We start from the raw sequence: 24,662 nt of genomic DNA on the forward strand, positions 1-24,662 counted from the left end.
TCTTGCCGTCGCTCGCATCATGGCGCCGGACGGGACGAAAGGCGACCACCCCCGCACCCATCAACTCTTTCAGTTTTTTATTGATAATCTTGCAGCGCGGCAGGGGCTAAGACTGAAACCGGAGCAGTGGCAAAGGCGCCGACGATGAACCGTTACCCCCGCGACATGTCCGGCTACGGACCGAACCCGCCCGACGCCGCCTGGCCCGGCGGCGCGAAGATCGCGGTGAGCCTCGTCCTCAACTACGAGGAGGGCGGCGAGAACTCGATCCTGCACGGCGACGCCGCCTCCGAGGCCTTCCTCTCCGACATTCCCGGCGCCCAGCCCTGGCCCGGCCAGCGCCACTGGAACATGGAATCGCTCTACGACTACGGCGCCCGCGCCGGCTTCTGGCGGCTCCACCGGCTCTTCACCTCGCTCGATATCCCGGTGACCGTCTACGGCGTCGCCACCGCGCTCGCCCGCAACCCCGAACAGGTCGCCGCGATGACATCGGCCGGCTGGGAGATCGCGAGCCACGGGTTGAAATGGGTCGAGCACCGCGACATGCCCGAGGCCGAGGAGCGCGCCCAGATCGCCGAGGCGATCCGGCTCCATACCGAGGTCACTGGAACCCGCCCGACCGGCTGGTACACCGGGCGCTGCTCGGTCAACACGGTGCGGCTCACGGCCGAACAGGGGTTCGACTGGATCTCCGACACCTATGACGACGACCTGCCCTACTGGATCGAGGCGGGCGAGCGCGACCAGCTCGTGATCCCCTACACGCTCGAGGCCAACGACATGCGCTTCGCCACCGCGCCGGGCTATATCGAGGGCGAACAGTTCTTCACCTATCTCAAGGACGCCTTCGACACGCTCTACGCCGAAGGCGCTGCGGGTGCCGCCAGGATGATGAGCGTCGGGCTCCACTGCCGCCTGATCGGCCGGCCCGGCAAGATCGCCGGGCTGAAACGCTTCCTCGACTACGCGAGGGGCCACGACGGCGTCTGGTTCCCGCGCCGCCGCGACATCGCCCGCCACTGGGCCGAAACCCATCCGCCCAGGCGCTTCGACCGGCCGAGCCGGATGGACAGGGCCGCCTTCACCGCCCGCTTCGGCGGCGTCTTCGAGCATTCCCCCTGGATCGCCGAACGCGCCTGGGAGCTTGAACTCGGCCCCGCCCACGACACGGCGGCCGGGCTCCATAACGCGCTCTCCCGGATCTTCCGCTCCGCCTCCCGCGCCGAGCGGCTCGGCGTCCTGACCGCCCATCCCGACCTCGCCGGCAAGCTTGCCCAGGCGAAGCGGCTGACCGCCTCTTCGACCGCCGAACAGGCCGGCGCCGGGCTCGACGCGCTGACCGACGCCGAACGCACCACCTTCACCGAGCTCAACGCGGCCTACATGAACCGCCACGGCTTTCCCTTCATCATCGCCGTGCGCGACCACGACAAGGCCTCGATCCTCGCCGCCTTCCAGCGCCGCCTCGACAACGACAGCGACACCGAGTTTGCCGAGGCCTGCCAGCAGGTCGAACGCATCGCCGGTTTCCGCCTCAAGGACATGCTGCCCCGATGACCCCCTACCATGCCCCCCCGGGCGGCCTGCCGCCGCAGACGAGCCTGATGACCGGCCGCGCCGTCTTCACCGAGGCCTACTGCGTCATCCCGAAGGGCTGCTTCTCCGACATCGTGACGAGCGCGCTTCCCGGCTGGAGCAACACCCGGCTCTGGATGATCGCCCGGCCGATGTCGGGCTTCGCCGAGACCTTCAGCCAGTACGTCATGGAGGTCGGCCCCGGCGGCGGCTCCGACCTGCCCGAACCCGACCCCGTCGCCGAGGGTGTGATCTTCGTCACTAAAGGCGAGATCTGGCTCTCGCTCGACGGCGAGGAGCACGACCTCGGCCCCGGCGGCTATGCCTATATCCCGCCCGGCACCGACTGGAAGATCCGCAACGGCACCGGCCACACCGCGCATTTCCACTGGATCCGCAAGCTCTACGAATACGCCCCCGGCCTCGCCGCGCCGAAGGCCTTCGTCACCTCGGACCGCGAGATCAAACCCGTCGCCATGCCCGACACCGGCGGCCGCTGGGCCACGACCCGCTTCGCCGATCCCGACGACCTCGCCCATGACATGCATGTCAACATCGTCACCTTCCAGCCCGGCGGGGTCATTCCCTTCGAGGAAACCCATGTCATGGAACACGGGCTCTACGTGCTCGAGGGCAAGGCGGTCTACAAGCTCAACCAGGACTGGGTCGAGGTCGAGGCCGGCGACTTCATGTGGCTCCGCGCCTATTGCCCGCAGGCCTGCTACGCCGCCGGCCCCGGCCCGTTCCGCTACCTTCTCTACAAGGACGTCAACCGCCACGCGAAACTCAGGGGCCCCGGAGCCTTCGGGCGATGAACCCGGCTCGCCGCTTCTTCATTGCCAAAATACCCCACGGGGGTCCGGGGGTGTGAAACCCCCGGCCGCGACGCAAGGGACGACGATGACGGCACCGATCCGAACCGAACCCCTCAGCGGGGAAAGCTTCGCCCCCTTCGGCGACGTGCTCGACGCGGCCGGCGCGCCCGACCGGCTCATCAACCAGGGCCTCTGCTGCCGCTACCACGACCGCGCCCGGCTCGACTTCGGCCCCGGCGGCCGGGCCGGGATCTCGATCTTCAAGGCCGAGTCCCGCGCGCTGCCCTATGCGCTCGACATGGTCGAACGCCACCCCGAGGGCAGCCAGGCCTTCATCCCGATGTCCCTCGACCCGTTCCTCGTGATCGTCGCCCCCGACGAGGGGGGCACCCCCGGCCGCCCGCGCGCCTTCCTCGCCGCGCCGGGGCAGGGGATCAACCTGCTCAGGAACACCTGGCACGGCGTCCTCACGCCGCTCCACGCCCCCGGCCTCTTCGCCGTGATCGACCGCATCGGCGCAACCCCCAATCTCGAGGAACACTGGTTCCCGACGCCCCTTGTCGTGGCGTCCAACAGCTGACGAAGGCCGGTCAACGGCCCCGGAACGCGCGACAGCGAGGGAGAGACCCATGGCCGATGTTTCCATCGGGACGCCGGAAGAACTCCGCGATCCCGACTACACGCCGCCCCTGGCCAAGGCCGTGCCGCTCGGCATCCAGCATGTGCTGGCGATGTTCGTCTCGAACGTCACACCCGCGATCATCGTCGCCGGGGCGGCGGGCGTCGGCTTCGGCTCGGACGATCTCGCGCCGATGCTCTACATGATCCAGATGTCGATGCTCTTCGCGGGGATCGCGACGCTTTTCCAGACCATCGGCATCGGCCCGGTCGGCGCTCGGCTGCCGATCGTGCAGGGGACGAGCTTCGCCTTCGTGCCGATCATGATCCCGGCGGTCGCCGGGCTCGGCACCGCGGGGCTTGCCGGTCTTATGACCGGCGTCGTCATCGGCGGCTGCTTCCACTTCTGCCTCGGCTTCGTCATCGGCCGCATCCGCTACGCGCTGCCGCCCCTGGTGACCGGGCTCATCGTCCTGATGATCGGGCTCGCGCTCATCAAGGTCGGCATCCAGTACGCGGCGGGTGGCGTGCCGCTCGTCGGCAAGCCGGAATACGGATCGCTCGCGATGTGGTTCCCGGCCCTCGTGGTCATCGCGGTGACGCTGGCGCTGAAATTCTTCACCCGCGGCTTCCTCGCCGTGGCGGCGGTCCTCATCGGCATCGTCGTGGGCTACGTCGTGGCGCTGGCGATGGGACAGGTGGATTTCGGCCGCGTCGCGGGGGCCGCCCTCTTCGCGCCGCCGCTGCCTTTCGCATGGGGCTTCGGGTTCAATGGCGCGATCGTCATCGGCATGTGCCTGATGGCGGTCGTCTCGGCGATCGAGACCGTGGGCGACACCTCCGGCATAACCAAGGGCGGCGCGGGGCGTGAGGCGACCGACACGGAGATCGCCGGCGCGACCTTCGCCGACGGGCTCGGCACCGCCGTGGCCGGCATCTTCGGCGGCCTCCCGAACACCTCCTTCAGCCAGAACGTCGGCCTCATTGCCATGACCGGCGTGATGAGCCGCCACGTCGTCACCATCGGCGCCCTGTTCCTGATCGTCTGCGGGCTCATTCCGAAGATCGGCGCGGTGATCCAGACCGTGCCGATCAATGTCCTCGGCGGCGGGGTGATCGTGATGTTCGGCATGGTCGCCGCAGCCGGGGTCAACATGCTTTCGGACGTCACCTGGAACCGCCGCAACATGGTGATCTTCGCCATCGCGCTGTCGGTCGGTTTCGGGCTGCAACTGGAGCCCGGCGCGCTGCAGCACCTGCCCAAGACCGCGCAGATCCTCATGACCTCGGGCCTGCTGCCGACCGCGATCATCGCCGTGGTGCTGAACCTGGTCCTGCCCGACACGATCGACGACTGATCCGGCGGAGCGTCCGTTCCGGACGCAAGTCATGCGCTGTGGCCCGTGCTTGCGCACCGGCCACAGCCTGAGATGGCGTCACGCGGGGCGTGACGCCATCAACCGCGCCGCATCGAGCATGCGGTTGGAAAAGCCCCATTCGTTGTCGTACCAGCCGAAGACCCGGATCAGCCCGCCCGCGGTCACATGGGTCTCGGGCAGCGCCATCACGATGCTCTCGGGCCGCGCCCTGAGGTCGGAGGAGACGAGCGGCCTCTCGGTGGAGCCGATCACCCCGCCCGCGGCCTTCAGCGCGGCGTTGACCGCCTCGCGCCCCGGCTTCGCCCGTGTCATCACCGCCAGATCGACGGCGGAGACCGAGGCCACCGGCACCCGCACCGCCGCGCCCTCGATCCGCCCCGCGATCTCGGGCAGGACGATGTCGAGAAGCCTCTGCGCCGAGGTCGTCGTCGGCACCATCGACAGCGCCGCGGCACGGCTCCGCGCATATTCCTTGCCCGGCGCGTCGACCGTGGGCTGGCTGCCGGTATAGCAGTGGATCGTCGTCATCCAGCCGGTCTCCACCCCCCAGTCCCGCTCGATCAGCCGCACCAGCGGCGCCAGCGCGTTGGTGGTGCAGGAGGCGTTCGAGACGATCCGGTGCCCGGGTTCCAGCCGCTCCTCGTTGGCGCCGAGGACAAGCGTGAAATCGGCGGTCTTCGAGGGGCCCGAGACCAGCACCCGGCCCGCGCCCGCGCGGAGCCCCGCCTCCGCGAAGGAGCGCTCGCCGCCGAGCCCGGTGCATTCCATCACCACGTCGATGCCGGAGAGGTCGAGCGCCGAGAGATCGCGTGCCCCGGTCAGCCGGATCCGCCGCCCGTCGATCACGAGCGCTGCCTCCTCCAGCCGCACCTCGCCCTTCCAGGGGCCAAAGGTCGAATCGTATTCGAAGAGATAGGCCGCCATCTCGGGCGTCGCGATGTCGTTGACCGCGACGATCTCGATGCCCTTGCCGCCCGCGCCCGAAAGCGCCGCGCGCAGCACCGACCGCCCGATCCGGCCGAACCCGTTGATGGCGACGCGAATGGTCATGGTGCACTCCGTTCTGGGCAGCTTCCCATCTCAAACCACGAAGCGCGGTCCCTCGCAATGGGCGTGGCGACCCGCTTGCGCAGGGCCGGTCCCGCGCGGCGACCCGACAGCCTTCTCACGCGCCGGCGCCGTGCCTATACTCGACGATGCGACCGTAACACCCCGGCGTGGAAGCAAGCGAAGGCAGGGGGACATGACCAGCATCACCGTGGAATTGCGGAACATGGCAGGTACCGAGGCCGCGATGGGATGGGCCGGAAGCCATACGCTGGTCGCTGACCGCCCAGCCGACACGGCCGGGGGCCGCGGGCTCGGCTTCAACGGCGCGCAGCTGCTCGCGCTGGCGATCGGTGGCTGCTTTTGCAACGATTTGCGGTATGTCTCGCACCGCCTCGGCATTGCGCTCGACACCATTGCCGTCAGCGTGACGCTTCATCTCGAAGGCGATCCGATCATGGCGACCTCGGCCGACATGACCGTTGCCTGCACGACCCGCGATGGCTCCGACCCGGCACCCATCGTCGATGAGGCCAGGTCGAGCTGCATGGTCAGCAATTCGATCACGCGGGGCGTTCCGGTGACGATCTCGATGGCCGGCCAGCCCTGAGCCACGGGAAAGGCGCCCCGCCGGATCGCGCCCTATATCGTAACCGACACAGCCACGCCCTTCTCGGCCGCGAGCCGCACCGCCGCGCCCGCCACCGCGAGGTCCTGGAGCCCGACGCCGGTGCCGTCGAAAAGCGTGATCTCGTCCCCGGATTGCCGCCCCGTCGCCAGCCCGGCGATGACCGCGCCGATCGGCGTGATGTCGGCCTCGGCGATCAGCCCGGCGGCGATCGCGTGCTGCGCCTCGCCGATGGTGACGGATTGCGCCACCTCGTCGGTGAAGACCCTTGCGCGGGCGAGGAGCGCGGGCTCGACCTCCTGCTTGCCCTTGGTGTCGGTGCCCATGCAGGCGAGATGCGTGCCGGGCGCCACATGCGCCGCCATCAGCGAGGCGGCGGGCGAGGAGGTGACGGTGACGATCGCGTCGGCCTCGGTCATCCGCTCCAGCGGCACCGCCTCGAAGGGAAGGCCGAGCTCGGCCGCGGCCGCGCCGAGCTTCGGCAGCATCTCGGGATGGTAGTTCCAGGCGATGACCCGCTCGAAGTCCCGCACGCGCGCCGCGGCGCGCAGCTGGAACTGCGCCTGATGCCCGGCCCCGACCATGCCCAGGACCTTCGCATCCTTCCGCGCCAGCCGGTCGACCGAGATCGCCGCCGCCGCCGCCGTGCGGAGCGCGGTCAGGAGATTGCCGCCCACCACCGCCGTCGGCCGCCCGCTCTCGGGATCGAAGAGGAACACCGTCGACTGGTGGTTCGGGATGCCGCGCCCGGCATTGCCGGGGAAGTAGCCGCCCGACTTCACCCCCATTACCGCGCCCTTGCGGTCGAGACCGGATTTGAACCCGTATTGCCGCCCCTCGCCGAGCGCCTCGCGGATCACCGGGAAGTTCACGGCCTCGCCGCGCGCCATCGCGGCGAAGACCTCCTCGACGGCGGCGAAGGCGGCCTCGGGCGAGACCAGCGCGGCGATTTCGGATTCGGGAACGATGAGCATGGACGGAACCTCGGGTATGCGGGTGTCGGTACGCTATGTGTACGCGTGCAGCACGTCCGCTGCACGCGTTCCGGACGCCGGTCTCAGTAGGCCTTGCCGCGGGCCGAGACCGGCCAGACCGTCTCGACCTTGCCGCCCCTGACGCCGACATACCAGTCATGGACATTCGCGGTCGGGTCGCAGTGGCCCGGCACGAGCCGTAGCTTGTCGCCCACCTTGAGCACACCCTTCGGGTCCTCGATGACGCCATGCTCGTCCGAGCACTTGATGTATTTCACATCGCTCCGACCGTGGATCACCGGCAGGCCGCTGTCGACCGACTGCGCCTTGAGACCCGCATCGCAGATCGCCTTGTCGGGCTTGGTGTGGCTCATCACCTGGGTCAGGATGAAGAAGGCGTTCTCCCACTCGCCCGCGTCGATCCGCTTGCCCTCCTTGTCGAGGATGCGGCCGTAATCGGCATCCATGAAGGCGTAGGAGCCACACTGTAGCTCGTTGTAAACCCCTGAATTGCTTTCGAAATAGTAAGACCCGGTGCCGCCGCCCGAGACCAGTTCCGGCGCGAGCCCCACGGCCTTCAGCCCCTCGACCGCGTCCTTGACCATGGCGATGGCCACGTCGAGCTTGGCCTTGCGGTCCTCGTACCTGTCCATGTGCTGCATCGCGCCCTGGTAGGCCTGGATGCCGGTGAACCTGAGGTTCGGGGCCGCGTCCACGGCCTTGGCGATGGCGACGACGTCCTCGGTTCTGGTCACCCCGCAGCGCCCGGCGCCGCAGTCGATCTCGACGAAGACCTCAAGCTCGGTGCCATGCTTCACCGCGGCCTGCGACAGCTCCGCCACATTGGCGATGTCGTCGACGCAGACGATGATGCGGGAGCCGAGTTTCGGCAGTTGCGCCAGCCGGTCGATCTTCGCCGGATCGCGCACCTGGTTGGAGACGAGCACATCCCTGATGCCGCCCCGGACGAACACTTCCGCCTCGCTAACCTTTTGACAACACACGCCAATCGCGCCGCCGAGCTTCTCCTGCAGCTTCGCCACGTCGACCGACTTGTGCATCTTGCCGTGGACCCGGTGGCGCATCCCGTGCGCCTTGGCATAGTCACCCATCTTCCGGATGTTGCGCTCCAGCGCGTCGAGGTCGAGCACCAGGCAGGGGGTCTGGATGTCCTTTTCGTCCATGCCGGGCTTGGCCGGGATGTCGAAGCCGACCTCGAGCCTGTCGATATTCACGGGTGCGTTCATCTTGTCCTCCTCAGCCCTTCATCCAGGGCAGTCTGTCCAGATCGACATTGCCGCCGGTGATGATCACACCGACACGCTTGCCTTTGAATACATTCGGGTTTTTCAGGATCGTGGCGAGCGGAACCGCCGAGGATGGCTCCATCACCACGCGCAGGTGCTTCCAGGTGAGCTTCATCGCGTCGACGATTTCGGGGTCGGACGCGGTAAGGATGTCGCTGACATGGGTCTTCACGAAGTGCCAGGTCAGGTCCTTCAGCGGCACGAGGAGCCCGTCGGCGACGGTCTTCGGCGCATCGTCGGCGATGATGTGGCCGGCCTTGAAACTCCGGTAGGCGTCGTCGGCCTGTTCCGGCTCGGCGGCGATGACCTTGGTCTCCGGCGCCAGCGTCGCAAGCGTCAGGCAGGTGCCCGAGATCATGCCGCCGCCGCCGATCGGCGCGATCACCATGTCGAGACCGTCGGTCTGCTCGATCAGCTCCTTCGCGCAGGTTCCCTGACCGGCGATGACCCGGGGATCGTTGTAGGGATGGACGAAATCGCCGCCGGTTTCGGCCTGCACCTTGGCGAAGGTGGCCTCGCGCGACGAGGTCGAGGGCTCGCACTCGGTGATGTTGCCGCCGTAGCGGCGCACGGTGTCCTTCTTGGCCTGCGGCGCGGTGTGGGGCATGACCACGTTGCAGGGAATGCCCCTGAGCATCGCCGCATAGGAAAGGCACGAGGCATGGTTGCCCGAGGAATGCGTCGCCACGCCTTTCGCCGCCTGGGCCTCGTCCAGCCCGAACACCGCGTTGGCGGCGCCCCGCACCTTGAAGGCGCCGGGCTCCTGGAAGTTCTCGCACTTGAAGAAAAGCTCGGCGCCGGTCAGCTCGTTGAGATAGTCCGAGGTCCGAACCGGCGTGCGGCGGATATGGGGCTTGATGCGCTCATGCGCGTCCAGCATGTCCTGATAGGTCGGGATATACATTGTCACCTCGTTGGCAATCCGGTGCCGGCCGGCGGCTCCCTCCCCCCTCGTGGGGAAGGGATGGGGTGGGGGGCTCAGGCGGCAGCCTGTTTCGCGGGCGCCCCGTGGCGGTAATAGTCCTGCGCCGCCGCGACGCCCGAGCCGAGCGTGACGGGCAGGCCGAGATCCACCATGACCATTTCGGCCGCGGCGATGCCGGAGAGCGCCATGACATCGGTCAGGCTGCCCAGATGGCCGATCCGGAACACCTTGCCCGCGACCTCGCCGAGGCCGGTGCCGAAGGCCACACCATACTCCTTCGCAGCGCGGCTGACGATATCGGTGGCGTTGAATCCTTCGGGCGTACGGATCGCGCTGACCGTGTCGGAGTACAGCTCCGGTCCGACCGCGCAGAGCTTCAGCCCCCAGGCGCCGACCGCGCGGCGGACGCCTTCGGCGATGCGGTGATGGCGGGCAAAGACATTGTCGAGCCCCTCGGCCAGAAGCATGTCGGTCGCGAGCTTCAGCCCGTTCAGGAGGCCGACGGCCGGGGTGTAGGGATAGCCGTTCGCGGCATAGCTCTTCTCCATGTCGCGGATGTCGAAGAAGGTCCGGGGCAGAGTCGCCGCCTCGCCCGCCTTCATCGCCTTCCCCGAAAAGCCGAGGATCGCGAGGCCGGCGGGCAGCATGAAGCCCTTCTGGCTGCCGGTCACGGCGATGTCGACGCCCCAGTCGTCCATGCGGAAGTCCATCGAGCCGATCGAGGACACGCCGTCGACGAACAGAAGCGCGGGATGCTTCGCCGCATCCATCGCGCGGCGCACCGCCGCGATGCCCGACCGTACGCCGGTCGCGGTCTCGTTATGGGTCGCAAGGACCGCCTTGATGGCGTGGCCCTTGTCGGCCGTGAGGATCGCCTCGAAGCGGTCGGCGGGGATGCCCTCGCCCCAGGCGGTCTCGACCACCTCGACCTCGAGCCCGTGGCGCCGGCACATGTCGATCCAGCGATGCGAGAACATGCCGTTCCGAGCCGCCAGGACCTTGTCGCCGGGCGAAAGCGTGTTGGTCAGCGCGGTCTCCCAGCCGCCGGTGCCGGTCGAGGGGAAGAAGAAGATCTCCGCCGACTGAGAGCGCAGGACCTCCCGCACATTGGCGCGCGCGGGGTGGAGGATCTCGCCGAAGATCGGCGAGCGGTGGTCGATCGTCGGCATGTCGACGGCCTTGCGGATCGCCTCGGGGATATTGGTCGGGCCGGGGATGAAGACCGGGTTTTGGAAGGACATCGGCGCCTCGCTCTGTTCGGGTTGCCTGAGAGGTTACGGACCCGTCGCTTGGTGTGCAATTTTTTCGAAATTGTTTTTCATAATACGAAAAATGCGTATTTGCCATTGAAATTACGAAATATTATGTTTTTCATCAGCCGAAATGTGATTTCACAAAAGCCCGAAGGAGAGCCCCTATGGCCGAATCCCGCCCCCGTGGCCGCCCGAAGAGCTTCCACGACAAGACTGCCGAGAACACGATCCAGTCGCTCGACCGGGCGCTGATGATACTCAAGGTGGTGAGCGAGGCGGGGGGACTCACGCTGTCGGAGCTGGCCGCAAGGACCGGGCAGTCCGCGCCCACGGTTTACCGGGTACTGACCACGCTTCAGACCCATGGCTTCGTCGAGATGGAAGAGCCCGGCCAGCTCTGGCATGTCGGCGGCGGCGCCTACCGCGTCGGCTCGCAGTTCCTGCGCCGGACCAAGGTCGTTGAGCGGGCACGCCAGCCGATGGACAGGCTGATGCGCGAAACCGGCGAGACCGCCAATCTCGGCGTGGAGATGCGCGACCAGGTGCTGTTTCTCGCCCAGGTCGAGACCCACGAGACGATCCGCGCCTTCTTCGCCCCGGGCACGCTGAGCCCGATGCATGCCTCGGGCATCGGGAAAGCGCTCCTGGCCTGGTACCCCGAAGCGCGGGCGCAGGCCATCGCCGCCCGGGGCCTCGCGCGCTTCACCGCGCGGTCGCTCGCCGAGGAGCCGGCGCTCCTGGCCGACCTCGCCCTCATCCGGGCGCGCGGCTATTCCATCGACGACGAGGAGCGGACCGAGGGTATGCGCTGCGTCGCCGCGCCGATCTTCAATGCCCACGGCGAGCCGGTGGCGGGGCTGTCCGTCTCGGGGCCGACCTTCCGCCTGACCGCAGACCGCGCGGCGGGAATCGGTGCCGAGGTGCGCCGGGCGGCCGACGAGGTGACGCTCGCGACCGGCGGGCGGATGCCCTAGAGGTCACGCATTTGCGGACGCAGAACCGGTGTCCACTTCTGCTGGAAATGCTTTAGCGCACCGCCTCCATCAGCGCGTCCGGCATCCGGCAGTCGCGCGCCGCGTCGGCGCCGCAGGGCCGGAAGCCGAGATCGCGCGTCAGGCAGATCCGGGCCTCCTGAATCCGCCCGGCCTTGCAGGTGATGGTGATCATCGGCGCCGCGAGCCCGGGATTGGCCTCGGTGAAGGCCTCCTCGACGACATGCGCCGGCAGGCGCAGGTCGCGGTCGAGCCGGGCGAGCGCGTCGGGGATCTTGACCCGCCCGTAGGCTTGCCGCGCCGCGTCGAAATAGGCCTTCGGGGCGAGGCCCGAGCAGCGGCCATGCTTCTTCCATTGATGCCAGGCGAGCCCGGCCGAGCCCATGATGTCGGCCATCGCCCGCGTCTGGCCGCGCGACGGGTCGCGCTCCGGCGTGCGGCACCAGCTTGGCCAGCCGCTCTCGAACTGCGGCCAGAGCCCGTGCAGGGTGAAGCTGTAGGCCCGAGCCGGATCGCATTGGCTGTCGCCGCGCTTATCGCCTTCCAGCGCGCAATAGGTCGGCGACCAGGAAAGCGACAGGATGTAGTAGTCGAAATCGCCCGCCGGCTCGCCCTCGGCGAGGGCTGGTGCGGCAGTCAGGGCAAGGACGGCAAGCCAGCGCATTTTCTCTTTCCTCCTTGGCCCGGAAGGACTATATAGCCGCTGAACTTCCCCGAAAACGAGGAAAGGCGGCCCGAGGGTCGCGGCCGTTTTCCCGGCGCGGGAGAGATTTGTAAAGGAGACGCCTATGACCAAACCGCTCATGGCCAAGGCCACGGCCGTCTGGCTGGTGGACAACACGACGCTGAGCTTCAAGCAGATCGCCGATTTCTGCGGCCTGCACGAGCTCGAGGTGCAGGGCATCGCCGATGGCGACGTGGCCGCGGGCGTCAAGGGCTTCGATCCGATCGCCAACAGCCAGCTCGACGCGTCCGAGATCGAGAAGGGCGAGAAGAACCCGCTGCACAAGCTGAAGCTCAAGTTCAACCCCGCCTCGGTGGGCGAGGAGAAGCGCCGGGGTCCGCGCTACACGCCCTTGTCGAAGCGCCAGGACCGTCCGGCGGCGATCCTGTGGCTGGTGAAGTTCCACCCCGAGCTCGCGGACGCGCAGATCGGCAAGCTCGTCGGCACCACCAAGCCGACCATCGCCTCGATCCGCGACCGGACGCACTGGAACATCAACCACATCACGCCGATCGACCCGGTGGCACTCGGCCTCTGCCGCCAGTCGGAGCTGGACGCCGCCGTCCAGAAGGCCGCGAAGAAGCGCGCCGCCGAGGGTTCGGTGATGACCGACGACGAGCGCCGCAAGCTGGTGTCGACCGAGCAGTCGCTCGGCATGTCGACCGAGCCGAAGATCCCCTCGTCGATCGCGGGGCTCGAGAACTTCTCGCTGTCGAAGTCCGAGGAGGACGAGGAGAAGAACCCGGCCGATTACTCCAACGCCGACAGCTTCTTCAACCTGCCGCATGGCGATGACGACGACGAAGACGACGACAACTGATCCGCTGAAAACCCCGGCCTCGCGCCGGGGTTTTTCTTTGTCAGGTGGCGGCCGCTTTGGTCAGCCAGCGGGACAGGGCGGACGTCTGTTTCAGATTTCCAATCTGGCTGAATGAGCGTCGCCCGAAATTAACGGGCAGTACCTAATCGCTGTCGGCCGGGTCGCCATCGACAGGTAGGACGACGAAACTCGGGAGACTGCCTCCGTGGTAGTCATTGCTGAACATCCCGTTTCGCAGTGTTCCGACATACTCGGATTGTGGGTCTCGTTGTTCGACGCGAACCGGGCCACCCTCACGCGTCGCGACACCTGCATGCACCGCGGCAACGCATATGTTGCTCCACCACGCGTATGGACCATCGCCTTGTACATTTGCCGGCCTGATCTTGCGAAGCTCGGGCGTGCACATGCACTCAATCGGAAGATCGACGTCCCCGATATGACCGGGGCAATCCGCGAGGTCGGTATTGGCGAGAGCGAACGTTGGGCTGCCGAGGAGCAACAACAGCGCGAGAGCTTCAATACGGTGCGTCGAAGACAACTGGGCAGGATACGCCATGCGGAAACTTATCACGAACCGGCAGTCGGCCCAAACCTGAATGCTCGGACGATGCAACATGCATCATCGGCATCCTGCCGCGAGAGTTCCGCGCTGGGGCCAAAGCCGATCAACGTAAAGTTCTGAAAGAGCAAATCACTCCGGTCGCCTCAGTCCGCGTCGAGGCAGTCGGCGATGGCGGTGCCGAGGTTTTGCAGCAGCGCCGGGTAGAGTTCCGCTCCGGTCGCCTCGCCGCGCCCTTCGGGGTCAAGCGGTGCGCCGATCCGGACCGGCGTGCCCTCGGCGAGCGTCTCGACCGGGGTCGGGTCGCGTCCGACCTCGGGGAAGATGCAATCCGCCTCGCCGGCTTCCAGGAGGCTGCGCACCTCGGAGAGGTGCGCGGCGCCCGGCTCGTGTGCGTCGCCGGATGCGAGGCTCGCGGTGACCGTCAGCCCGTAGTGTTCGGTGAAGTAGCCGTAGGCGTCATGGGTGACCACGAAGCCCACATCGCCATGAGGGGCGAGGCGCTTGGCGAGCGCCTGGTCGATGGTCTTGATCCGCATCAGCGCCAGCGACGCATTGGCTCGGTACGCGACGGAATTGCCGGGATCGCGGGCCACGAGCGCGTCGGTGATCAGGCCGATCCAGAGTGCGGCGTTGTCAGGGTCGAGCCAGGCATGGGGATCGGTTCCCTCGGCGCCGTGCGCGTCTTCGCCGTGCGTCGATTCATGATCCGCATGCGATACCTCGGTGGTCGGCTCCTCGCCGTAATGGTGCAGATGCGTGGCCTTGTCGTGCAGGAGCGAGAGCGTCGTGACCTCGGGTGCCGCGGCGAGCGCCCGATCGAGCCAGGGGGTCATCTCGGGTCCGATCCAGATTACGAGTTCGGCGCTTTGCAAGGCCCTGACCTGCGAGGGGCGGAGTTGGAAGTCATGTGGATCGGCCCCGGCCTCCAGGAGCAGTGCCGGTGTGCCGAGGTCGCCCATCACCAGCGCGGCGAGCGACTGCACGACCGGGATATCGGTCACGACCGCGAGCGGGTCGGCCTTGAGCGGCGTGGCCGCGAAAGTCAGGGCGGCGAGGAGGGACACGGTCAGGCGCATCGGGGATCCATCGGGGATTGCGGCTTGGATGGGCGTCTTGTATGTTATAGCATAACATGTCAACCGGAAAGTCCCTCAGATGACCGATCCGCGCAGATCCTCCGACCCGGGTCTCGCCTTCGAGGCCCACGATCATGCCGATTGTGCTGGCGATGTCCTGCGCCGCGCCGAAGCGGTGAGCGCGGACCGCGGCGCCCGGTTGACGCCGGTCCGGCGGCGGGCGCTCGAGATTCTTCTCGAATCGCACCGCGCGATGGGGGCCTACGAGGTGCTGGAGCGGCTCGCCGAGGACGGGTTCGGCAACCAGCCGCCGGTGGCCTACCGGGCGCTCGATTTTCTCGTCGACCAGGGGCTCGCGCACCGGATCCGGCGGCTCAATGCCTTCGCCGCCTGCATGCATCCGGGCGAGGCGCACAGTCCGGCCTTCTTCATATGCCGCTCCTGCAGCGCGGTCGCGGAGGCCCCGGCCGAGGCGGTGCGGGCGGCGATGGACAGCGCCGCCGCGACGATCGGCTTTTCGGTCGAGCGGATGAACATCGAGGCGCTCGGCCTCTGCCCGGCCTGCGGGGAGACGGCGGCATGACCCTGATCGAGGCGCGCGGCCTCGCGGTCCGCCACGGGGCGCTCTCGGTGCTGCGCGATGTCGACATCGCGGTCGAGGCAGGCGAGATCGTGACCATCCTCGGGCCGAACGGCTCGGGCAAGTCGACGCTGGTCAGGGCGCTGATCGGGCTCGAGCCGGCGGCGGCGGGCGCGGTCGTGCGGCGGCCGGGGCTCAGGATCGGCTATGTGCCGCAGCGGCTGCAGATCGACCCGGTGCTGCCCTTGACCGTGCGCCGCTTCCTGTCGCTGCCGCGCCGCGTCGGCGATGCCGAGGCCGCGGCGGCGCTGGAGCGGACCGGCGTGGGCGGGCTCGGGGCGCGGCAGATGTCGGTCCTGTCGGGCGGTCAGCAGCAGCGGGTGCTGCTGGCGCGGGCGCTGCTTGGCCGGCCCGAGATCCTGATCCTCGACGAGCCGACCCAGGGCCTCGACCAGATCGGCGAGGCCGCCTTCTACCGGCTCCTCGAGGAGGTGCGGCAGGAGAGCGGCGCGGCGGTGCTGATGGTCAGCCACGATCTTCATGTGGTGATGAGCACCTCGGACCGGGTGATCTGTCTCAATGGCCATGTCTGCTGCGAGGGCACGCCGAAGGTCGTCTCGGCGGCGCCGGAATACCGGGCCCTCTTCGGTCACGGCACCGGCGGGGCGCTGGCACTCTATCGCCATGAGCATGACCACGACCACGATCACGGCGAAGGGCCGCACCACCACCATCACCACCACGATCACGCGCATGAGGTCGAGGATGCCTGACGACTTCCTGATCCGGGCGGCCCTTGCCGGGATCGGCCTGATGCTGGCCGCGGGGCCCCTGGGAGCCTTCGTCGTCTGGCGGCGGATGGCCTATATGGGGGACGCGACCGCCCATGCCGCGGTGCTCGGCGTCGCGCTGGCGCTGGCGACCGAGCTGCCGGTGGCCTTCGGCACCGGCGTCGTGGCACTTGCCATGGCACTCGCCGTCGCGGGGCTGAGCGGGCGGGGCCGGACCGCCGATACCGCGCTCGGCGTGCTTGCGCATTCGGCGCTCGCGCTTGGGCTGGTCGCGGTCTCGTTCCTCAAGGGGGTGCGGGTCGACCTCTCGGCCTATCTCTTCGGCGACGTCCTGTCGGTGACGCGCGGCGATCTTGTCTGGATCTGGGGCGGCGCGGCGACGGTTCTGGCGCTTCTGGCCTGGCGCTGGAACCGGCTTCTGACGGCGACGGTGAACGAGGAACTGGCGCAGGCTGCCGGGCTCGATCCGCGGCGCGAGAAGCTGGTGCTGACGCTGGCGCTGGCGCTGGTCGTGGCGGTGGCGATCAAGATCGTCGGCGCGCTTCTCGTCGCGGCGATGTTGATCATCCCGGCAGCGAGCGCACGCGCCTTCGCGCGGACGCCCGAGGCGATGGCGGCCTGGGCGGTCGGGCTCGGCATCGTCGCGGTGCTGGGGGGGCTCTGGGCCTCGCTCGGCTTCGACACGCCGGCCGGGCCGTCGATCGTCGCCGCGGCCGCCGCGATCTTCTGTCTCAGCCTGATCCCGGGGCGGTCGGCGCGCTAGATTCTTGCCTCCGGCGAGGATATTTGGAGCAAAATGAAGATGCGGGGGCGGGCGATGGGCAATCATCTCTACGATGCGCTGTTCGGGCGGCATGAGGGCAGCGGGGCGGATTTCCTGATCCTGCCGGACGGAGGGCGGGTCAGCCACGCGGCTTTCGCCGCGCGCGCGGCGCGGTTCGCCGGCGCGCTGGCCGCGGCGGGGCTCGCGCCCGGCGACCGGGTGGCGCTGCAGCTGGAGAAAAGCCCCGACATGCTCGCCGTCATTGCCGGGGCGGTCCGGGCGGGTGTGGTGTTCCTGCCGCTGAATCCGGCCTATACCGCGGCGGAGGTTTCGTATTTCGTCACCGATGCGGGGGCGAAGCTTCTTCTCTGCGGCGGAGCGTCCGAGGCGGCTCTGGCGCCGGTCGCAGACGCGGCGGGGGCGGCGCTCGCGGTACTGAACGCCGACGGCACCGGAAGTTTCGCCGAGACCGCGATCCGCGCCGAGCCCTTGCCGGTGGTCCCGCGCGAGGCGGGCGACCTCGCGGCGCTTCTTTACACCTCCGGCACGACCGGGCGGTCGAAGGGCGCGATGATGAGCCACGAGAACCTCCTGTCGAATGCAGAGGTCCTCGTCGAGTATTGGCGCTTCACCGCCGATGACGTGCTGCTCCACGCGCTGCCGATCTTCCATACCCACGGTCTTTTCGTCGCGACCAACGTGGCGCTTCTGGCGGGCGCGCGCATGATCTTCCTGCCGAAGTTCGACGCAAGCGAGGTGATCCGCCACCTGCCGCAGGCGACGGCCATGATGGGGGTGCCGACCTTCTACACAAGGCTTCTCGACGATCCGCGCCTGACGCGCGATCTGGTCGCGGGGATGCGGCTCTTCATCTCCGGCTCGGCGCCCCTCCTGGCAGAGACCCACCGGCAATGGCAGGCGCGAACCGGGCACCGCATCCTCGAACGCTACGGCATGACCGAGACCAACATGAACACCTCGAACCCCTACGAGGGTGAGCGCCGCGCCGGCACCGTGGGCTTTCCGCTGCCGGGGGTGGAACTCAGGGTCTGCGACGGGACGGGGGCGGAGCTGCCGCAAGGCGAGATCGGCACGATCGAGATCCGGGGGGCGAACGTCTTCCAGGGCTACTGGAACATGCCGGAAAAGACGGCCGAGGAGCTGCGACCCGACGGGTTCTTCATCACCGGCGATCTCGGTCATGTCGATAAGGGCGGCTATGTGACCATCGTCGGGCGCGGCAAGGACCTGATCATCTCCGGCGGTTTCAACGTCTACCCGAAGGAGGTGGAACTGGCGCTCGACGCGCTGCCGGGGGTTCTGGAAAGCGCGGTGATCGGCGCGCCGCATCCGGATTTTGGCGAGGGCGTCGTGGCCGTGGTAGTGCCGGAGGCCGGGGCGGAGCTGGCGTCCGATACGCTCAGGGCGGCGCTCGGCGGGAGCCTCGCGAAGTTCAAGCAGCCGAAGCATATCGCGATCCGCGACGGCCTGCCGCGCAACACGATGGGCAAGGTACAGAAGGCGCTGCTCAGGGAGGAATTCCGCGGCACGTTCGCGGACGGTCGTTGAAATGGGCGGGCGGCGTCAGCGGGTCGGGAGAACTCGCCTCAACGTCGCGGTGAAGTGCGCGATGCGTTCTGGAGTCGCCTCGGCGAAGCCGGTGATGAGCCCTTCCTGCGGCCGGCCGAGGCAGTAGTCCGACAGCGCCGCCGTGCCGAAGCCCGCGGAGTGGAGCGCGGTCAGGGCCGCGGCCTCGCGGCTCTCCGGCAGGCGAAAGCCGATCTGCACCCCGCCCGAGGGGTCCGCGACATCGATCCCCGGAAGGGACCGCAGGGCCGCCGCGAGCGCCCGGCCACGTTCTCCATAGACCTTGGCGATGCGGCGCAGATGGGCGCGGTAGCGGCCTGTCTCCATGAACTCCGCCAGCGCCGCCTGCGCATGGACATTGGCGGCGAGCCCGAGATTGCGCTGGGCGGCGCGGAGCGGGCCGGCGAGGCCGGACGGGGCGACGATCCAGCCGATGCGGAGCGCCGGCATCAGCGCCTTGGCGGCGGTGCCGAGCGCGATCACCCGCTCGGGGGCCATGCCCTGAAGGGCGGCGATCTCGCGCCCGTGCCAGTGGAACTCGCTGTCGTAATCGTCCTCGACGAGAAACCCATCCGAGGCGCGGGCATGGTCGAGCGCCTCGGCGCGGCGGCGGAGCGAGAGGCGGTGCCCCATCGGGTACTGGTTCGCGGGCGTGAGATAGGTGAGCCTCGCGCGGGCGGCGGCGCTGACATCGGCGCCCTCGGCATCGACAGTAAGGGGCAGGGTGGTCAGGCCCGCGCCGCGAAACGCCGCTCGCGCGCCGGGATAGCCCGGCTCCTCGATCAGCGCCGTGTCGCCGGGATCGGCGAGCGTCAGCGCGATGAGCGCAAGCGAGGCCTGGCTGCCCGGCGTGATCAGGATCTGGTCTGGCGTTACCTGCATGCCGCGATCCGCCGCGAGGCGACGGGCCAGCACCTCGCGCAAGGCCGGCAGGCCGGAATACTCCCCATAGGCGAAGGCCCTGCCGAGCCGGCGGCGGGCGGCGCGGCGCAGATGCATCGCCCAATCGTCGCGCGGAAAGAGCGCCTCGTCGGGATGGCCCGGTGCCATGATCCCGCCGCCGCTCCGGCTGCGCCCGGCGGCCCAGGCCTGACCGCGCCGGCCGGGGCCGGGGCTCGCCTCGACCTCTGTCGGCGCAGGCGCTGCCGCTGCCGGTGGCAGGATCTCCGGCGCCGCGCCGGGTCGGATCGCCACCGCGCCCTCGGCGCGCAGCAACTCGTAGGCCGCGTTCACCGTGTTGCGGGAGAGTCCGAGTGCTGCGGCCGCCACGCGCGAGGAGGGGAGGCGCCCGCGCGCCCGACCGCTGCGGATGGCCTCCAGGAGGTCGCGGTAGAGCTGCACCGCCAGCGGCGTTTCGGCGTTGCGGTCGGGCTTGGACAGCGCGGAGAGTACAAGTGGTTCCATCAAATTGTCGGAATCTGGCTCTTTGAGAGAACCATAGGCAGCGCTATCCCGGACCGCAAGACAGGAGAGCCCATGACCCGCCCCCCCGCCTATGCCCGCATCCGCAATCCCAACCGCAAGGTCGAGGACGAGGCCGTCGCCCATGCGATCCTCGACCAGGGCCTTGTCGCCCATGTCGGCTTCATCGCCGAGGACCGGCCGATGGTCATTCCCATGGCCTATGCCCGCGACGGCGACCGGATCTATATCCACGGCGCCTCGAAGACGCGGGCGGTGGCCCGGACCGGCGGCATGCCGATGTGCCTCACTGTGACGCTTCTCGACGGGATCGTCGCGGCCCGCTCGGCCTTCCATCACTCGGTCAACTACCGCTCCGTCGTCGTCCACGGCATGGCGCGCAAGGTGACCGGGCACGAGGAGTTCGCCCGGGCGCTCAGGCTCATCACCGAGCATCTCCTCCCAGGTCGCTACGAGGAGATCCGGGCCAACACCGCGCAGGAGGAGAAGGCGACGGGCGTGCTCGCGCTCGACATCGAGGTGATGACCGTGAAGGTCCGTTCCGGCCCGCCGGTGGATGACGAGGCCGACCACGCGCTCGACCTCTGGAGCGGCGTCCTGCCGGTGACGACGGCGATCGGGCGCGGAATGCCGGACGGGCTCACCCGCGCGGACCGGCCAGAGCCGGCGAGCTTCGCCGAGGCCCGGACGAAGTTCCTGACCTGAACCGGCGCCTCAGCGCCCGACGCCGGAATAGGCCACGAACCCGGCCGCCTCGGCGTCCTTCGGCGAATAGATGTTGCGCAGGTCGGCCATGCGCGCCGTCGCCATGGCGCCGGCGAGCCGCGTGAGGTCGAGCGCGCGGAACTCGTTCCACTCGGTCAGGAGCACCACGACATCGGCCCCCTTTGCCGCGGCATAGGCGTCGTCCATCCAGCTCACGCCCGGCAGGAGGTGTTCACCCTCGGACCGCCCCTGCGGGTCGACGACTCGGACCTTCGCGCCGCCGCCCACCAGCGCCGGCACGATCGTCAGCGCGGGCGCGTCGCGCATGTCATCGGTATTGGGCTTGAAGGTCACGCCGAGCACCGCCACGGTCTTGCCGTTCACCGAGCCGTCGCAGAGGTCCATGATCTTCTCGACCATGCGCCGCTTGACCTCCTCGTTGACCTTGATGACGGTCTCGACGATCTGCATGGGGGCGGCAAACTCCTGCCCGATCCGGGCAAGCGCCGAGGTATCCTTTGGAAAGCACGAGCCGCCATAGCCCGGCCCGGCATGGAGGAACTTGTTGCCGATCCGCTCGTCAAGTCCGATTCCCTTCGAGACCTGCTTCACGTCGGCGCCGACCTTCTCGCAGAGCCGCGCCACCTCGTTGATGAAGGTGATCTTGGTGGCGAGGAAGGCGTTGGCCGCGTATTTGATCATCTCGGCGGTCTCGAGATCGGTGTAGAGGATCGGGAAGTCGCGCAGGAAGAGCGGCCGGTAGATCTCGCCCATCACCTTTTTCGCCCGCTCCGAGGTGACGCCGACCACGACCCGGTCGGGGCGCATGAAGTCGTCGATCGCAGCCCCCTCGCGCAGGAACTCGGGGTTGGAGGCGACGTCGAAATCGGCCTCGGGCGCGGTTGCCTGGATGGCGGCGCGGACGGCGGCATTGGTGCCGACCGGCACGGTCGACTTGGTGACGATGACGGCATAGCCGGTGAGCGCCCGGCCGATCTCCTCGGCCGCCGCCATCACATAGGTGAGGTCGGCATGGCCGTCGCCGCGCCGCGTCGGCGTGCCGACGGCGATGAAGACCGCCTCGGCGCCGTCGACGGCGGCCTTGAGGTCGCCGGTGAAAGTCAGGCGGCTGGCCGCGACATTCCGGGCCATGAGCGCCTGGAGCCCGGGCTCGTAGATCGGCACCTCGCCGTTCCTCAGCATCTCGACCTTGCGCGGATCCTTGTCGACGCAGGTGACCTCATGGCCGAAATCCGAGAAACAGACGCCCGAGACGAGGCCCACGTAACCAGTGCCGATCATCGCGATTTTCATCTGGTTTTCCCTGACAGAGCCTTTTCGCCGACATGAAACCAACCGCCCTCAACTGTCAACGTCGGCGCCGGGAATGGTCGCTGACTGCGGGGGGTATTGGTTCCAATTCGGCGACGGTCCGCGCGGTTTTTGCGCTTTCCGGACGCACACACAACATGCGTACCGCGGCCACGGTTCGCCTTTGATCCTGCCGAAAATATCCCCGCCGGAGGCTTGTTCGGCCCCCGGCCGGACGATCTCACATGCAGGCGTCGTAAAGCGCGCGGGTATTCTCACGCGTCATCCCGACCGGGTTGCCGCCGCAGGACGGATCCTCGAGCGCCATCTCGGTCAGCTCGTCGAGCCGCGCGGCCTCGACACCCATGGCGGAGAGATTCGCCGGGATGCCGAGTTCGGCGCGCAGATCCATAACCTTTGCCCGGAACCCATCGAAACCGCCCTCGATGCCGAGATAGGCGGCGGCCTTTACAATCCGGTCCTCGATGGCGGCGCGGTTGAAGTCGAGAACCATCGGCATCACCACCGCATTCGTGGTGCCGTGGTGGGTGCCATAGACCGCGCCAACGGGATGCGAGAGGGAATGGATCGCGCCGAGACCCTTCTGGAAAGCGACCGCCCCCATCGCGGCGGCGCTCATCATGTGGGCGCGGGCCTCAAGGTCGTTGGGGTTGGCATAGACCTTGGGCAGGTTCTCGAGGACGAGCCGCATGCCTTCCAGCGCGATGCCCTGGCTCATCGGATGGTAGAACGGGCTGCAATAGGCCTCGAGGCAATGCGCGAGCGCGTCCATACCGGTGCCGGCGGTGATGAACTTCGGCATGCCCACGGTCAGTTCCGGGTCGCAGATCGTCACAGCGGGCAGGAGCTTCGGGTGGAAGATGATCTTCTTCTTGTGGGTAGCCGAGTTCGTGAGCACCCCGGCGCGGCCGACCTCCGACCCGGTGCCGGCGGTCGTCGGCACCGCGACGATCGGGGCAATGGTCGCGGGGTTCGCGCGGGTCCACCAGTCGCCGATATCCTCAAGCTCCCAGACGCTGATCTTCTGGTCGACCATCAGCGCGATCATCTTGCCGAGGTCCAGGGCCGAGCCGCCGCCGAAGCAGACCACGCCGTCATGACCGCCGGCGCGGTAGACCTTGAGCCCCGCCTCCATGTTGGCCTCGTTGGGATTCGGGTCGACCTCGGAAAAGACCGCGCGACCGAGGCCGGCGGCATCAAGGATATCGAGCGCCTGGCCCGTGATCGGCAGCGAGGCGAGCGCCTTGTCGGTGACAAGGAGGGGCTTCTTCATGCCGACGGCCTTGCAGTGGTCGGCGAGCTCCTTGATGCGGCCAGGGCCGAACTTGACGGCGGTAGGATAGGACCAGTTGGCGGTGGGGGCGGTCATTTCGTCACTTTCTTCAGGTGGAAGGATTTCGGCCGCGTGACCGAGTGGAAGCCGAGGGGCGAGAGCGCGGCGCCGCGCCCGGTATCCTTGCAGCCGGTCCAGCAGAGCGCGGGGTCGAGATAGTCGCAGCGGTTCTGGAACACCGTTCCGGTCTCCAGCCGCCGACCGATTCGCGCGGCGCGGGCGCTGTCGGCGGTCCAGAGCGAGGCCGTGAGGCCATAGTCGCAATCGTTCATCATCGCGATGGCGTGGTCGTCGTCCTTCACCGGCATGATGCCGACGACGGGGCCGAAGCTTTCCTCGCGCATCACCCGCATCTCGTGATTGACGCCGACGAGGATCTGCGGCGCGAGATAGGCGCCGCCGTCGTCCTCGGGGAAGAGCGCGGGGTCGATGAGCGCGGTGGCGCCGTCCGTCACGGCATCGGCGATCTGGCTGCGCACGGTGTCGGCAAAACGTCGGTTTGCCATCGGCCCGAGCGTCGTCGTCTCCTCGAACGGATTGCCGAGCTTGAGGTTCTTCACCCAGGCCACCGCCTTCTCGACGAAGGCGTCGTAGAGGCTCTCGTGGACATAGATCCGCTCGATCCCGCAGCAGCACTGGCCGGCATTGTACATCGCCCCGTCCATCAGGCTGTCGACGGCGGCGTCGAGATCGGCGTCGTCCATGACGTAGCCCGGATCCTTGCCGCCAAGCTCCAGCCCGAGCGCGGTGAAGGTGCCGGCGGCGGCCTTCTCCATCGCCGCACCGCCGCCGACAGAGCCTGTGAAGTTGACGAAGCCGAAGGCGCGGCTGCCGATCAGTTCCTCGGTGACATGGTGATCGAGGACGACGTTCTGGAACACGTCCTGGGGCACGCCGGCTTCGTGGAAGGCCTCGGCCAGCCGCTCGCCCACCAGAAGCGTTTGGGTCGCGTGCTTCAGGATCACCGCGTTGCCGGCGATGAGCGCGGGCGCCAGCGTGTTGATCGTGGTGAGGTAGGGGTAGTTCCACGGCGCCACGATGAAGACGAGTCCGTGCGGCTCGCGCTCGATCCGGCGCTCGAAGAGGTTGGAGTTCTCCACCACCATCGGCGAAAGCGTCTCGGCCGCGATTTCCGACATGTAGTTGGTGCGGTCGTTGACACCGCCGAATTCGCCGCCATAGCGGGTCGGGCGGCCCATCTGCCAGGCCAGCTCCTCGACCACCTGCGGCTTCATCTCGTTGAGCCGCGCGACGCCCGCCTTGACGAGCGCGATGCGCTCCTCGAGCGGCCGCGCCGCCCATTCGGGCTGGGCGGCCTTGGCGCGCGCAACGGCGGCCTCGGCCTCGGCCAGCGTCAGGGCCGGACGCTCGGCATAGAGCCGCCCGTTCACGGGCGAGATGCACTGGATCATCTTTGTCATGTTGTCCTCACTTGGCGCATGTCGCCG

25 protein-coding genes are annotated in these 24,662 nt (G+C 68.3%); 13 read left to right on the forward strand and 12 right to left on the reverse strand.

What is annotated here, in order from left to right; translation table 11 throughout:
- The first annotated feature begins 144 nt into the window (after window positions 1-144).
- From puuE to R5H32_RS16510, 4 genes are all read left to right on the forward strand, one after another.
- Window positions 145-1,560: an allantoinase PuuE gene (gene puuE, locus R5H32_RS16495; protein ID WP_318339792.1), complete on the forward strand. Its 1,416-nt coding sequence runs from the start codon at window positions 145-147 to the stop codon at window positions 1,558-1,560.
- Complete coding sequence (locus tag R5H32_RS16500; protein ID WP_318339793.1) at window positions 1,557-2,393, forward strand: bifunctional allantoicase/(S)-ureidoglycine aminohydrolase; 837 nt, start codon at window positions 1,557-1,559, stop codon at window positions 2,391-2,393. Before puuE ends, R5H32_RS16500 begins: the two co-directional genes overlap by 4 nt.
- Window positions 2,394-2,478: 85 nt before the next feature.
- Complete coding sequence (locus tag R5H32_RS16505) at window positions 2,479-2,973, forward strand: ureidoglycolate lyase (protein WP_318339794.1); 495 nt, start codon at window positions 2,479-2,481, stop codon at window positions 2,971-2,973.
- Window positions 2,974-3,022: 49 nt separating this feature from the next.
- Entirely contained in the window at window positions 3,023-4,369 is a 1,347-nt protein-coding gene (locus R5H32_RS16510; protein WP_318339795.1) for a nucleobase:cation symporter-2 family protein, read from the forward strand.
- 78 nt (window positions 4,370-4,447) lie between these two features.
- Here the strand turns inward: R5H32_RS16510 and R5H32_RS16515 are convergent, their stop codons facing one another.
- Window positions 4,448-5,440 (reverse strand): type I glyceraldehyde-3-phosphate dehydrogenase, encoded by a 993-nt coding sequence (locus R5H32_RS16515; RefSeq protein WP_318339796.1) that lies wholly within the window; start codon window positions 5,438-5,440, stop codon window positions 4,448-4,450.
- A 193-nt stretch (window positions 5,441-5,633) separates the two neighbouring features.
- Between R5H32_RS16515 and R5H32_RS16520 the strand changes: the two genes are divergently transcribed.
- Window positions 5,634-6,047: an OsmC family protein gene (locus R5H32_RS16520; protein ID WP_318339797.1), complete on the forward strand. Its 414-nt coding sequence runs from the start codon at window positions 5,634-5,636 to the stop codon at window positions 6,045-6,047.
- A 32-nt stretch (window positions 6,048-6,079) separates the two neighbouring features.
- On the opposite strand, the gene bhcD is transcribed toward R5H32_RS16520, so the two are convergent.
- From bhcD to bhcA, 4 genes are all read right to left on the reverse strand, one after another.
- Window positions 6,080-7,039 (reverse strand): iminosuccinate reductase BhcD, encoded by a 960-nt coding sequence (gene bhcD / locus R5H32_RS16525; protein WP_318339798.1) that lies wholly within the window; start codon window positions 7,037-7,039, stop codon window positions 6,080-6,082.
- 83 nt (window positions 7,040-7,122) lie between these two features.
- On the reverse strand, window positions 7,123-8,286 hold the full coding sequence (gene bhcC, locus R5H32_RS16530) for a 3-hydroxy-D-aspartate aldolase BhcC (RefSeq protein WP_318339799.1): 1,164 nt from the start codon (window positions 8,284-8,286) through the stop codon (window positions 7,123-7,125).
- 10 nt (window positions 8,287-8,296) lie between these two features.
- Complete coding sequence (bhcB, locus tag R5H32_RS16535) at window positions 8,297-9,250, reverse strand: beta-hydroxyaspartate dehydratase BhcB (protein ID WP_318339800.1); 954 nt, start codon at window positions 9,248-9,250, stop codon at window positions 8,297-8,299.
- 74 nt (window positions 9,251-9,324) lie between these two features.
- Window positions 9,325-10,512, reverse strand: coding sequence for an L-aspartate--glyoxylate aminotransferase BhcA (bhcA, locus tag R5H32_RS16540; RefSeq protein WP_318339801.1), 1,188 nt, complete (start codon window positions 10,510-10,512; stop codon window positions 9,325-9,327).
- Between the two features lie 176 nt (window positions 10,513-10,688).
- Between bhcA and bhcR the strand changes: the two genes are divergently transcribed.
- On the forward strand, window positions 10,689-11,498 hold the full coding sequence (gene bhcR, locus R5H32_RS16545) for an HTH-type transcriptional regulator BhcR (protein WP_318339802.1): 810 nt from the start codon (window positions 10,689-10,691) through the stop codon (window positions 11,496-11,498).
- Window positions 11,499-11,550: 52 nt separating this feature from the next.
- Here bhcR and R5H32_RS16550 read toward each other — a convergent pair whose 3' ends face one another.
- A complete protein-coding gene (locus R5H32_RS16550) occupies window positions 11,551-12,180 on the reverse strand; it encodes a ribonuclease T2 (RefSeq protein ID WP_318339803.1) in 630 nt (209 codons plus the stop codon).
- Between the two features lie 124 nt (window positions 12,181-12,304).
- On the opposite strand from R5H32_RS16550, the gene R5H32_RS16555 reads away from it, so the two are divergent.
- Window positions 12,305-13,060, forward strand: a complete 756-nt coding sequence (locus tag R5H32_RS16555) for a DUF1013 domain-containing protein (protein ID WP_318339804.1) — start codon at window positions 12,305-12,307, stop codon at window positions 13,058-13,060.
- Window positions 13,026-13,175 (forward strand): hypothetical protein, encoded by a 150-nt coding sequence (locus R5H32_RS16560; protein WP_318339805.1) that lies wholly within the window; start codon window positions 13,026-13,028, stop codon window positions 13,173-13,175. Before R5H32_RS16555 ends, R5H32_RS16560 begins: the two co-directional genes overlap by 35 nt.
- A 27-nt stretch (window positions 13,176-13,202) precedes the next feature.
- On the opposite strand, the gene R5H32_RS20990 is transcribed toward R5H32_RS16560, so the two are convergent.
- Entirely contained in the window at window positions 13,203-13,679 is a 477-nt protein-coding gene (locus R5H32_RS20990) for an LCCL domain-containing protein (protein WP_412099032.1), read from the reverse strand.
- An 89-nt stretch (window positions 13,680-13,768) separates the two neighbouring features.
- Complete coding sequence (locus R5H32_RS16570; protein WP_318339807.1) at window positions 13,769-14,701, reverse strand: zinc ABC transporter substrate-binding protein; 933 nt, start codon at window positions 14,699-14,701, stop codon at window positions 13,769-13,771.
- Between the two features lie 79 nt (window positions 14,702-14,780).
- Between R5H32_RS16570 and R5H32_RS16575 the strand changes: the two genes are divergently transcribed.
- The 4 genes from R5H32_RS16575 to R5H32_RS16590 are packed head-to-tail and all read left to right on the forward strand — an operon-like array spanning window position 14,781 to window position 18,404.
- On the forward strand, window positions 14,781-15,284 hold the full coding sequence (locus R5H32_RS16575) for a transcriptional repressor (protein ID WP_318339808.1): 504 nt from the start codon (window positions 14,781-14,783) through the stop codon (window positions 15,282-15,284).
- Window positions 15,281-16,054, forward strand: a complete 774-nt coding sequence (locus R5H32_RS16580; protein WP_318339809.1) for a metal ABC transporter ATP-binding protein — start codon at window positions 15,281-15,283, stop codon at window positions 16,052-16,054. Before R5H32_RS16575 ends, R5H32_RS16580 begins: the two co-directional genes overlap by 4 nt.
- On the forward strand, window positions 16,047-16,835 hold the full coding sequence (locus R5H32_RS16585) for a metal ABC transporter permease (RefSeq protein ID WP_318339894.1): 789 nt from the start codon (window positions 16,047-16,049) through the stop codon (window positions 16,833-16,835). Before R5H32_RS16580 ends, R5H32_RS16585 begins: the two co-directional genes overlap by 8 nt.
- 54 nt (window positions 16,836-16,889) lie before the next feature.
- Entirely contained in the window at window positions 16,890-18,404 is a 1,515-nt protein-coding gene (locus R5H32_RS16590; RefSeq protein ID WP_318339895.1) for a malonyl-CoA synthase, read from the forward strand.
- A gap of 15 nt (window positions 18,405-18,419) precedes the next feature.
- On the opposite strand, the gene R5H32_RS16595 is transcribed toward R5H32_RS16590, so the two are convergent.
- Window positions 18,420-19,826 (reverse strand): PLP-dependent aminotransferase family protein, encoded by a 1,407-nt coding sequence (locus R5H32_RS16595; RefSeq protein WP_318339810.1) that lies wholly within the window; start codon window positions 19,824-19,826, stop codon window positions 18,420-18,422.
- Between the two features lie 72 nt (window positions 19,827-19,898).
- On the opposite strand from R5H32_RS16595, the gene R5H32_RS16600 reads away from it, so the two are divergent.
- On the forward strand, window positions 19,899-20,549 hold the full coding sequence (locus R5H32_RS16600; protein WP_318339811.1) for a pyridoxamine 5'-phosphate oxidase family protein: 651 nt from the start codon (window positions 19,899-19,901) through the stop codon (window positions 20,547-20,549).
- A gap of 9 nt (window positions 20,550-20,558) precedes the next feature.
- On the opposite strand, the gene R5H32_RS16605 is transcribed toward R5H32_RS16600, so the two are convergent.
- From R5H32_RS16605 to R5H32_RS16615, 3 genes are all read right to left on the reverse strand, one after another.
- A complete protein-coding gene (locus R5H32_RS16605) occupies window positions 20,559-21,863 on the reverse strand; it encodes a UDP-glucose/GDP-mannose dehydrogenase family protein (RefSeq protein ID WP_318339812.1) in 1,305 nt (434 codons plus the stop codon).
- A gap of 238 nt (window positions 21,864-22,101) precedes the next feature.
- Window positions 22,102-23,250, reverse strand: a complete 1,149-nt coding sequence (locus tag R5H32_RS16610; protein WP_318339813.1) for an iron-containing alcohol dehydrogenase — start codon at window positions 23,248-23,250, stop codon at window positions 22,102-22,104.
- Window positions 23,247-24,635 (reverse strand): aldehyde dehydrogenase family protein, encoded by a 1,389-nt coding sequence (locus R5H32_RS16615; protein ID WP_318339814.1) that lies wholly within the window; start codon window positions 24,633-24,635, stop codon window positions 23,247-23,249. Before R5H32_RS16615 ends, R5H32_RS16610 begins: the two co-directional genes overlap by 4 nt.
- Window positions 24,636-24,662 lie beyond the last annotated feature (27 nt).

This window comes from Defluviimonas sp. D31 (assembly GCF_033436765.1).
In the GTDB taxonomy this organism is placed as follows: Bacteria; Pseudomonadota; Alphaproteobacteria; order Rhodobacterales; family Rhodobacteraceae; genus Albidovulum.